Below are 10,167 nucleotides of genomic sequence, written 5' to 3'. Positions count from 1 at the left end.
GCTCGTCGGCCTGGGCCTGGCCGTGATGGCCGTCGTTTCGGGCGGTGTGGAAAACCTGTCGACCGACATCGCACAGGAACTGGCCAACGCACAGCCGAACGCCAACCCCTTCGCAACCGCCGTCACCTTCTCGTCCTCGACCGACGTGACGCCCGACTGATCCAAGATCCGGCCGCAGGGCCTGACAGACAAGGGCTGCGCCAGACATGGCGCGGCCCTTTCGCGTTGGCGGCAGGCAGGGTCGCCGGGGCGCGTTCGATGGCACGCTAGGCGGTCTGGCCCATGCCGGAATTTACCGCGCAAAACACCCACAATGAGCACGCAGGGGTCACTATCGCGCCGCATTCAGAGGTCAGACAAGGGATATCCCGCGGGGCAGAGGCAGCCGGGGGCATACAGATACCAGAGCAAACCAACCCCATCGAGGATCCCCAAATGACCAACCTGATCAAGACCTTCGCAAAATCCGAATCCGGCGCCGTGACCGTTGACTGGGTCGTTCTGACCGCAGCCCTCGTCGGCCTGGGCCTGGCCGTGATGGCCGTCGTTTCGGGCGGTGTGGAAAACCTGTCGACCGACATCGCACAGGAACTGGCCAACGCACAGCCGGCCGCCAACCCCTTCGCAACCGCCGTCACCTTCTCGTCCTCGACCGACGTGACGCCCGACTGATCCAAGATCCGGCCGCAGGGCCTGACAGACAAGGGCCGCGCCAGACATGGCGCGGCCCTTTCGCATTCCGTGATCCTGGCCGGGCGGGGCATGCTGGCCGAACAGCCCGCAAAGCACCGCACGAACACCCGCGAAATTCCCTGCCTCGGCCCCAAACGCGCCGCAGTGCAAGGCGATAGATGCCAGCAAGGGATGGCCGATGACGGTGCGACCGCATGGGCCCTCACCACCCCAACGAGATACCAACCTGAGCAGGAGCAAAGACCATGAGCAACATTTTCACCACCTTCGCAAAATCCGAATCCGGCGCCGTGACCGTTGACTGGGTCGTCCTGACCGCTGGCGTGGTCGGCCTTGGCCTGGCCGTGATGGTCGTCGTCTCGGGCGGCGTCGAGAACCTGTCGACCGACATCGCGCAGGAGCTGGCCAACGCTGAGCCGACCGCCGACCCCTTCCCCACAAACGTGGACTTCAGCGCTTCGACGGACACGGTCGCCAACTGATCGTTCCGCCGTCCAGCGGCTGCAATCGGGGTCGCCCCAAAAGGGGCGGCCCCTTTGCATGCAAGTGCTCCGGGGATGTCAGGCATTTTCGACAAGCGCCCGATCCCGCCCGCAACAAGGCCATGTTTGCGCCATGCAGCGGGATCCACCCTCCGAACTGACGGAGCTGCCCGGTCGGAAACAAAACCCCGCGATTTTCGCGCTTTGACCATCAAACGGCCCCAATTGGCGCCCAGTTTCACGGCGAGCAGAAAAGAGGCGCCCGGACCGATACCGGACAGCCCAAGCAGATGACGAAAGGACTAAACGCATGAGACTGGTTTTCGGATTGGTACTTTTGCTCGGCATCGGCCTTGCAGGCTTTGCCGTGAAGGTCGCCATGGAACGGTTCAACCAATACCAGGTTGCGCTGGCGCAGCAGCGTGACGCGATCATCCCCACAACCGAGGTCTTCGTCGTGACCCGCTCGCTGCGGTATGGCGAGCGTTTGGCGCCGGGCGACGTGCAGGCGATCCGCTGGCCGGCCGACTACGTGCCCATGGGGTCGTTCAGTCGGCTGGAAGACATCTTCCCCGAGGGCCAGCCGCAGCGCACCGTTCTGCGCGCGATGGAGCAGCACGAGCCCCTTCTGGCCGGCAAGGTGACCGCCCCCGGCGAGGATGCCGGCGTCGCCTCGCGCCTTGAGGAAGGCACACAGGCCTTCACGTTGCAGATCGACGTGGTCGCGGGCGTGTCGGGCTTTCTGCGTCCGGGCGACCGGGTCGACGTCTACTGGACGGGTCAGGGCCGCGAGGGCGAGAGCGTCACACGCCTGATCCGCTCGAGCCTGCAGATTGTGGCCCTTGACCAGACGGCCGACAATGACCGCAACAACCCGATCATCGCGCGCACCATCACATTCGCCGCGCGCCCCACAGATATCGCCGCGCTGACCCAGGCTCAGGCCGCCGGACGGCTGACGCTGGCCTTGGTGGGTCTGAACGACGAGACGACCAGCGAAACCGTCGAGGTGTCGCGCGACGAATTGCTTGGTGAACGGGCCGCCGTGGCCGAAGCGGTCGAAGGACCCCGGATCTGCACGGTCCGCCACCGCCGCGGCGCCGATGTCGTGGAGATGCAGGTGCCCTGCACCAACTAATGACGAACAAAAGAAAAAACGGACACGGCCCGGCGGTTGACCCACCGCAGGGCCGTGTCCGTTTTGCGGCCCCGTGGTGCAAAAGGCACATGAACGTTGGAGGGCAATGCACTGATTCTTGCGCGAAAACCTTTTTTGATGCAGGGTGCGTCGAAAGTTGGTGCGCAAGACACCACACAACCAGTGGTCATAGAGGCAGGATCACCATGAGCATGATGGGTTTCATGCGCGCATGCCTGATCGGCGGCGCGCTCGCGTTTTTTCCGGCACTCCAGTCCGAGGCGCAGGCGCTAAGGGTGGTCGAGGGGCAGACATCTGCCGCCCTCTCGGTTCCGATGAACCGCGCCGTGGTCGTCGAAAGCGATCTTTTGTTTGCCGAGATCAGCGTGGCCAATCCTGCCATCGCCGACATCGCGACCCTGTCCGAGCGGACGATCTACGTTCTGGGCCGGATGCCCGGCCGCACGACGATGACGCTACTGGGCCCCGACGGCGCCCTGATCGCCAACATCGAGGTGCAGGTCGTGCCCGATGTGGCCGAGCTGCGCGAACGCCTGCGGGAAATCTTGCGCAACGAGCCGATCGAGGTGCGCACCGCCAATGACGGCGTCGTCTTATCGGGCACGGTCAGCTCGGGCCGCGTGGTCGAGCGCGCGATGGAACTGGCCGAACGCTACACGCCGGGCCGGGTGTCGAACCTGATGCTTGTCGGGGGCAGCCAGCAGGTGATGTTGCAGGTGCGGTTCGCCGAGATGAGCCGCACGGTCCGTCAGGATCTGGGTGTGCGTCTGGGCGTGAACGGCGGCAGTGCAGGTGGCAGCACCACGGGGGACATCTTTGGTGGGTCCGGGATCGCCAATGAACTTGGCGCGTTGTCCATCGGCACCACCTTCGGCAGCGGCTTTCAGTTCAACATCTTGCTTGAAGCGTTGGAAACCCAAGGGCTGGTCCGCACCTTGGCCGAACCAAACCTGACAGCGCTGTCGGGCAACACCGCCGATTTCCTTGCCGGCGGGGAATTCCCCGTGCCGGTCCGCGAAGATGGCGAGACGACGGTCCAGTTCCGCCCCTTCGGCATCGAACTGGAGTTCACCCCCACCGTTGTGGACGGGTCCATCATCAACCTCAACCTCGATGCGACCGTGAGCTCCATCGATGCGGCGGTCGGCAACCAGCAGACAGGCGTTCCCGGTCTGCGTACGCGTCGGGCCTCGACCACGGTCGAAATGCGCGACGGCGAAAGCTTCGCCATCGCGGGCTTGCTGCAAGATGATTTCCGCGATTCGCTGGGTCAGGTGCCGTGGCTGGGCGATTTGCCGATCCTTGGCGCATTGTTCCGGTCTTCCAGCTATCAGCGCGAACAATCCGAACTGGTCATCATCGTCACGGCGCATCTTGTCCAGCCCGTGCGCGGCGAAGCGCTGGCCCTGCCGACCGATCGCGTGACCATCCCCACCGAGCGCGAGCTGTTCTTGCAAGGCCGACTGAGCGGCGCGCCGCGCGCGGGAACGGCGGCGGGAGATGTGGCAAGGCAGGATTTCACCGGTTCCTATGGCTATGTGATGGATTGAGATGATGCGGATCATGAGTTTGAGCGCGATGATCAACCGTCCGGCAGCGCTGCTGCTGGCCGCAAGCCTTGGCCTTGCGGCCTGTGGGCCCGGACAGGTCTTTGACGGCGGCCGCGAGGTCGGGTCGCAGATCGACGAAGGCGGGTTTGGCAACCCGACGATGAACAACGCGCTCTACCACACGGGGCGTCTGCAATACGCCGAAGTGCTGGCGCAGCGCTTTGCCCAGGAAGTGCCGACGACGATCAATTTCGCCTTCAACTCGGCCGAACTGGACCCCGAGGCGCGGGCGATCTTGCAGCAGCAGGCGGCCTTCATCCGCAATTTCCCCGAGGTGAGGTTCTCGGTCTACGGCCACACCGACCTTGTCGGCAGCGCTGCATACAATCACAGGCTGGGCCTGCGCCGTGCACGCGCCGCGGTCCATTATCTGGTCAGCCTCGGGGTCGAACGCTCGCGGCTTGATGCGCTCGTGTCGCTGGGCGAAACCCAGCCCATCGTGGCCACCGAGGCCGAGGAACGCCGCAACCGGCGCACCGTGACCGAGGTAACCGGCTTCGTGCAAAATCACCCCCTTGTGCTCGATGGGCGCTATGCGCAGATCGTCTATCGTAGCTACGCCGGCAGCGGCAGCAGCGGCACCGAGTGACCCTGAACGGCCCGGTGTGCGCTGGCGCCACCGGGCCGGGTTTCGGTGCGAAGCTGCAAACGAATTCCCCTGATTTCGTCCTATTGTTGCCGCTTTTGACGGTGACACTCTGACCATAGAGAGCCGAGTCCACGCCGCGTGCTGCGATGTGGCCGGGCATCATCGGCGCATGACGCGTTGCGGCAGAATGACGATCCGGAAAATCCGGGCAGCATAGGACTTGAGGAATGAGTAGCGGACTTGCATTGCGATCGGACCCGGCACCCATTCTGGCGTGCACGGTGTCGCGTAACGTTCATCACTTCGATCTTTTGATCGAGGATATGGAAGCGGAACTGGGCGAAGCATGGGGCGACCTGACCTTCGACGAGGCGCGCGCCTTCCTCGATCAACCCGAGGCCGCCGAACTGCGGTTCTTCGCGGTGGCCGTGACATCCGAGGATGCGGCCGATCTGGGCCAGGTGGGCGAGGTGATCCGGGCCTGCAAGGCCCGCGCGGTGCGCACGGTGATCGTGGCCCATGACCTCAGCCCTGCGGCGCTGCATGAGTTGCTCAGGCTCGGGGCGGATGATTTCGTGCCCTACCCGCTGGCCGAGGGCGCGCTGCATGATGCCATCGGGCGCATGAGAGATGCCAAGCCTACAACTGCGGCCCCCTTCGCCGCCGCGCTCGCCCCAGCGACGGAACCCTCAGATCCGGCGGAAGCCGCGAAAACCGCGGCCCCGGCCAAGATCGCGCCCCGCATGGGCGGTCAATCGGCGATCTTCGCGGTTCAGGGGCTTGCCGGCGGCACCGGAGCCTCGACGCTGGCCGTCAACCTCGCATGGGAACTGGCCAGCATCGACAAGCAAAAGGCCCCCTCCGTCTGTCTGATGGATCTGGACCTGCAGGCCGGAACGGTCTCGACCTTCCTTGACCTGCCGCGCCGCGACATGGTGATCGAATTGTTGCAAGACGCCCAAAGCATGGATGCGGATGCCTTCAAGCAGGCGCTGCTGGGCTATGAGGGCAAGCTGTCGGTCTTCCCGGCCCCGCCCGTCTTGTTGCCGCTGGATGTCATTGGCCCCGAAGAGGTCGAGGCGCTGCTAAACCTTGCGACGCAGTGCTTCGACATCGTGATCGTCGACATGCCGCACACGCTGGTGATGTGGACGGAAACGGTGCTGAACCGGGCGGATGTCTATTTTGCCACCATGGAAATGGACATGCGGTCGGCGCAGAACGCAATGCGCTTCTTGCGGGCGCTGCGCGAAGAAGGCCTGCCCGCCGAAAAGCTGAACTTCGTGCTGAACCGCGCGCCGGGCCTGACCGACCTGAACGGCAAGAGCCGCGTCAAGAAGCTGGCCGAAAGCCTTGGCGTGAAGATCTCGACGCAACTGCCCGATGGCGGCAAGGCCGTGGCGCAGGCTGGCGATCACGGCGAACCGCTCGCTGTGACGGCCAAGAAGAACGCGCTGCGCCGCGAGATCGCCAAGCTGGCCGATGGTCTGCACAAGGCAATGCTCAGCGACGCTGCCGCAGCCAAATAATCAGGGGGCCCAGCACGATGTTCGCCAAATACAAGAAACCCGGCCGCCCCGATCAGGCCGCCGCGTCGCCCCAGGTCGTGCCGGGCCCCGCGCCCGCGAACACGCAAGATGCGCGCGGGCTGGCCCGCGTCCTGCGCAAGCCCGGCCCTGCGGTCGAGGCACCACGCACACCGGCGCAGGTCGCCGATGGTGACAAGGATGTGAAGCGCCGCCAGCGTCTGGACGAGATCAAGACGGAGATGCATTCCCGTCTGCTCGACAACCTCAACCTCTCGGCGCTGGAAGGCGCCAAGGAGATCGAGCTGCGGGCCGAGATCACCGCCATCGTGTCCGAACAGCTCAACGAGCTTGGCATCGTTCTCAACCGCGAGGATCGCCAGACCCTCAACGTGGAGCTGTTCGACGAGGTGACGGGCCTTGGTCCGCTTGAGCCCTTGCTCAAAGACCCCGAGGTCAACGATATTCTGGTGAACGGCCCCAACCGGGTGTTCGTGGAACGCGCGGGCAAGCTGTCGCTGACCGAGGTCCGGTTCAAGGACGAGCGTCACCTTCTGCGCATCATCGACAAGATCGTGTCGGCAGTGGGCCGCCGCGTGGACGAATCAAACCCCTATGTCGACGCCCGTCTGAAAGACGGCTCGCGTTTCAACGCGATGGTGCCCCCCGTGGCCGTCGACGGATCGCTGGTGTCGATCCGCAAGTTCAAGAAGGAAAAGCTCGGCATCGACGATCTGGTGCGCTTTGGCGCCTTTTCCGAGGAAATGGCCGCCTATCTGCAGGCCGCCGTGTCCACCCGTCTGAACGTGATCGTGTCGGGCGGTACGGGTTCGGGCAAGACCACCACGCTCAACGCGCTGTCGTCGTTCATCGACGACAAGGAACGCGTGCTGACGATCGAGGATACGGCCGAATTGCAACTGCAACAGGTGCATGTGGGCCGGATGGAAAGCCGCCCGCCCAACGTCGAGGGCAAGGGTGCGGTGACGCAGCGCGACTGTCTCAGAAACGCGCTGCGGATGCGGCCTGACCGGATCATCGTGGGCGAAACCCGCGGCGAAGAGGTCATCGACATGTTGCAGGCCATGAACACGGGCCACGACGGGTCGATGACCACGATCCACGCCAACAACGCGCGCGATGCCGTGTCGCGTCTGGAAAACATGGTCGCCATGGCCGGGATCGAGATGCCGCTCAAGGCCGTGCGCGCCCAGATCTCCAGCGCCGTCAACCTGATCGTGCAGGCCAGCCGCCTGCAGGACGGCTCGCGCCGGATGGTGTCGATCACCGAGATCACCGGGATGGAGGGCGAGGTCGTGTCGATGCAGGAGGTGTTCCGCTACCAGCGCACCGGCCTCAAGCCCGATGGCACCATCATCGGTCATTTCACCGCCTGCGGCGTGCGCTCGCATTATTCCGAGCGGTTCCGCCAATGGGGCTATGACCTGCCCGCCTCCATCTACGATCCCATAGCGGCGGAGTAAGCATCATGCAGCTGTCCATCGAACCGCTGATTTACATCGGGATCTTCGTCGGCATCATCATGCTGGTCGAAGGCATCTACCTTGCCATCTTTGGCAAGACGATCAGCCTGAACGCGCGCGTCAACCGCCGCTTGTCGATGCTGGAAAAGGGCGCCACCCGCGAGGATGTTCTGGCCAAGCTCCGCAAGGAGATGGACCAGCACAAGGGGTCGGTCAAACTGCCGCTCTACACGTTGATCGCGGACAAGGCGCAAAAGGCCAACATCGCCTTTACCCCGCCACAGCTGATGCTGGTGATGCTGGGCTTGGGCGTCGCGGCCTTTCTGGGTCTGACAATCCTGACCGCTACCTCGCTTCCGATCAGGCTGCTGGTGTCGGTCGGGATGGGCGTGGGCGGCGTGTTCTACTGGGTCAACTCCAAGGCCAAGAAACGCCTTGCGATGATCGACGAGCAATTGCCCGACGCGATCGAACTGATGGTGCGCAGCTTGCGCGTGGGCCATCCCTTCATCTCGGCGATCAACACGGTGTCCAAGGAAATCGCCGATCCGCTGGCCTCGGAACTGGGCGTGATCGCCGATGAGGCCGCTTATGGTCGCGACATCTCGGAATCGATCCGGGCCATGGCCGAACGCCTCGACAGCCAGGATTTGCGCTTCCTTGCCGTGGCGGTGGGCATTCAGCAGACCTCGGGCGGCAACCTCGCCGAAATCCTGCAGGGTCTGTCGGAAGTCATCCGCGCCCGCTTCAAACTGTTCCGCAAGGTCAAGGCCATTACCGGCGAGGCCAAGTGGTCTGGCACCTTCCTGTCGGTGTTTCCGCTTCTGGCGCTGGTGGGCATCAACATCATGCAGCCCGACTATTACGACGAGGTCATGCAGTCGCCCGTTTTCATCCCGGCCTGTGCTGTGGTTGGCGTCATGCTGCTGATGAACATGATCTTCATGAAGATGCTCGTGAACATCAAGGTCTGAACCGAAGGGCTATCGCAATGCAATTCCTGATCAATCTCTTCGACAAGGCCAACGCGTTCCTCGTGGCGCAGATGGGCGATCTTGGCCCGTTGATTGCGGCTGGTGGACTGGGCGTGCTTCTGGTGCTGATCGCGCTGCCCTCCATGCTGTTCAAGAAGAAGGACCCGCTTGACCGCATCAAGGACATGCGGCTTGGCAATGACGTCACCAATGACGCGGGCGGCAATCTGCGCCGGGCGGGCGGCAAGGATGCAAGGCTGGACCGGTTCGCCCAATATCTAGAACCGCAAGATCAGGCGGAATACAGCGCTGTTCAACTGCAGCTGGTGCGTGGCGGCTACCGCTCCAAAGGGGCCGTTCAGACCTTCTATTTCGCGCAATTCGCGCTGGGAATCGGCGGGCTGGTGCTGGGCACGCTCTTCGTGCTGCTCTCGGGCGGCGGTGGATCGGCCCAAAGCTCGATCCTCACCGTTCTCATCCCTGGCTGCCTTGGCTACTACGCACCGAAATACTGGGTGAACCGCCGGGTGCAGAACCGCACGGACGAGATCACCAGCGGTTTCCCGGATTCGCTCGACCTGATGCTGGTCTGCGTCGAAGCAGGCCAGTCACTCGATCAGGCGATCATCCGCGTCGCCAAGGAATTGCGCACCGGCTACCCGGCGCTCTCCGAGGAATTCGAGATCGTCGCCTACGAGATGAAGGCAGGCAAGGACAAGACACGCGTCTTGCGCGACATGGGCGAACGTGTCGGTATCCAGGATGTGAACAGCTTTGTGACCACGCTCATTCAATCCGCGACCTTCGGCACCTCGGTGGCCGAGGCGCTCAGGGTCTATGCCGCCGAAATGCGCGACAAGCGCGTGATGCGGGCGGAAGAAAAAGCCAACAAGCTGCCTACGAAACTGACCTTGGGCACGATGATGTTCTGTCTGCCGCCGCTTCTGATCATCTTGATCGGTCCGTCGATCTACGGCATCGCTCAAAACCTGCAAGGCAGCGGCGGCTGACCCCGCCGCGCACGCGCTTTGCGCAACCACGGGAGGGACTGGTGAGGGGGCTCATCATCCTGTCAGCCATAACGGGCCTTGCGGCTTGTGTCGGCACATCTGACGACGGACGGCTCGATCCGCTTGCGCAAGATCTCGAGATCGCCGCGCCTGCGGGCACGGTGGTACTCCAAGAGGGGGTCGATCAGATCCTGGTCGGTGACCGCCTGATGGATGCGGGCCAGCATGAACTTGCACTGCGCTCCTATTACCGGGCGGCTGCGGATCGCGGTCTGGATGCCGACGTTCTGACATCGATAGGGGCGGCCAATCTGGCGCTGGGACGGATCGGACAGGCCGAAACGTTGTTCCGGCAGGCGCTTGACGAGAATGACCGTTTTGTCCCCGCCTGGAACAATCTTGGCGTCACCCTGATGGAACAGGGCGAATACGGCGAAGCCCGGCGCGTCTTCGAACACGCTTTTGCGCTCGATAGTGGCCTTTCGGACGCGATTCGTGACAACCTTCGACTGGCTATCGCGCGAATGGAAAATAACGTCTATAGTGAGCCCAACAACCAGAATGGCCTTGGGCTGATCCGGCGTGGGGGCGGAGTTTACGAACTCCGCGTCGATCCGTGATCAGAACCGAGGTTAAGAGA

Annotated in this window: 10 protein-coding genes; all 10 read left to right on the top strand. The window is 63.5% G+C overall.

Going from position 1 to position 10,167, the window contains the following annotated elements:
* Nucleotides 1-435 precede the first annotated feature (435 nt).
* The 10 genes from C7455_RS15810 to C7455_RS15765 all read left to right on the top strand — a co-directional run bounded on the left by C7455_RS15810 (nucleotide 436) and on the right by C7455_RS15765 (nucleotide 10,147).
* Complete coding sequence (locus C7455_RS15810) at nucleotides 436-672, top strand: hypothetical protein (RefSeq protein WP_109669820.1); 237 nt, start codon at nucleotides 436-438, stop codon at nucleotides 670-672.
* Nucleotides 673-938: 266 nt separating this feature from the next.
* Nucleotides 939-1,175 carry a hypothetical protein gene (locus tag C7455_RS15805; RefSeq protein ID WP_109669818.1) on the top strand — a complete coding sequence of 79 codons (237 nt, stop codon included), beginning with the start codon at nucleotides 939-941 and terminating at the stop codon, nucleotides 1,173-1,175.
* A gap of 310 nt (nucleotides 1,176-1,485) precedes the next feature.
* A complete protein-coding gene (cpaB, locus tag C7455_RS15800) occupies nucleotides 1,486-2,313 on the top strand; it encodes a Flp pilus assembly protein CpaB (RefSeq protein ID WP_109669816.1) in 828 nt (275 codons plus the stop codon).
* A gap of 206 nt (nucleotides 2,314-2,519) precedes the next feature.
* Nucleotides 2,520-3,884, top strand: coding sequence for a type II and III secretion system protein family protein (locus tag C7455_RS15795; RefSeq protein ID WP_109669815.1), 1,365 nt, complete (start codon nucleotides 2,520-2,522; stop codon nucleotides 3,882-3,884).
* Nucleotides 3,885-3,897: 13 nt separating this feature from the next.
* Complete coding sequence (locus C7455_RS15790) at nucleotides 3,898-4,533, top strand: OmpA family protein (protein ID WP_245904368.1); 636 nt, start codon at nucleotides 3,898-3,900, stop codon at nucleotides 4,531-4,533.
* A gap of 281 nt (nucleotides 4,534-4,814) precedes the next feature.
* Nucleotides 4,815-6,062, top strand: coding sequence for a CpaE/TadZ family protein (locus C7455_RS15785; protein WP_342767646.1), 1,248 nt, complete (start codon nucleotides 4,815-4,817; stop codon nucleotides 6,060-6,062).
* A 17-nt stretch (nucleotides 6,063-6,079) separates the two neighbouring features.
* Entirely contained in the window at nucleotides 6,080-7,543 is a 1,464-nt protein-coding gene (locus C7455_RS15780) for a TadA family conjugal transfer-associated ATPase (protein WP_109669812.1), read from the top strand.
* Between the two features lie 5 nt (nucleotides 7,544-7,548).
* Complete coding sequence (locus C7455_RS15775; RefSeq protein WP_211315503.1) at nucleotides 7,549-8,517, top strand: type II secretion system F family protein; 969 nt, start codon at nucleotides 7,549-7,551, stop codon at nucleotides 8,515-8,517.
* A gap of 17 nt (nucleotides 8,518-8,534) precedes the next feature.
* Nucleotides 8,535-9,527: a type II secretion system F family protein gene (locus tag C7455_RS15770; RefSeq protein ID WP_109669810.1), complete on the top strand. Its 993-nt coding sequence runs from the start codon at nucleotides 8,535-8,537 to the stop codon at nucleotides 9,525-9,527.
* Nucleotides 9,528-9,568: 41 nt separating this feature from the next.
* Entirely contained in the window at nucleotides 9,569-10,147 is a 579-nt protein-coding gene (locus C7455_RS15765) for a tetratricopeptide repeat protein (protein WP_109669808.1), read from the top strand.
* The last annotated feature ends 20 nt before the right edge of the window (nucleotides 10,148-10,167 follow it).

Source organism: Roseicyclus mahoneyensis, from assembly GCF_003148775.1.
GTDB classification, from domain to species: Bacteria; Pseudomonadota; Alphaproteobacteria; order Rhodobacterales; family Rhodobacteraceae; genus Roseicyclus; species Roseicyclus mahoneyensis.
Note: the sequence above shows the minus strand (reverse complement) of the source record. Positions and strands in the feature narration are given on the sequence as shown.

Coding starts and splice junctions, on each gene's coding strand:
- C7455_RS15810 (WP_109669820.1), top strand. CDS start 436: ATGACCAACCTGATCAAGACCTTCGCAAAATCCGAATCCGGCGCCGTG.
- C7455_RS15805 (WP_109669818.1), top strand. CDS start 939: ATGAGCAACATTTTCACCACCTTCGCAAAATCCGAATCCGGCGCCGTG.
- cpaB (WP_109669816.1), top strand. CDS start 1,486: ATGAGACTGGTTTTCGGATTGGTACTTTTGCTCGGCATCGGCCTTGCA.
- C7455_RS15795 (WP_109669815.1), top strand. CDS start 2,520: ATGAGCATGATGGGTTTCATGCGCGCATGCCTGATCGGCGGCGCGCTC.
- C7455_RS15790 (WP_245904368.1), top strand. CDS start 3,898: ATGAGTTTGAGCGCGATGATCAACCGTCCGGCAGCGCTGCTGCTGGCC.
- C7455_RS15780 (WP_109669812.1), top strand. CDS start 6,080: ATGTTCGCCAAATACAAGAAACCCGGCCGCCCCGATCAGGCCGCCGCG.
- C7455_RS15775 (WP_211315503.1), top strand. CDS start 7,549: ATGCAGCTGTCCATCGAACCGCTGATTTACATCGGGATCTTCGTCGGC.
- C7455_RS15770 (WP_109669810.1), top strand. CDS start 8,535: ATGCAATTCCTGATCAATCTCTTCGACAAGGCCAACGCGTTCCTCGTG.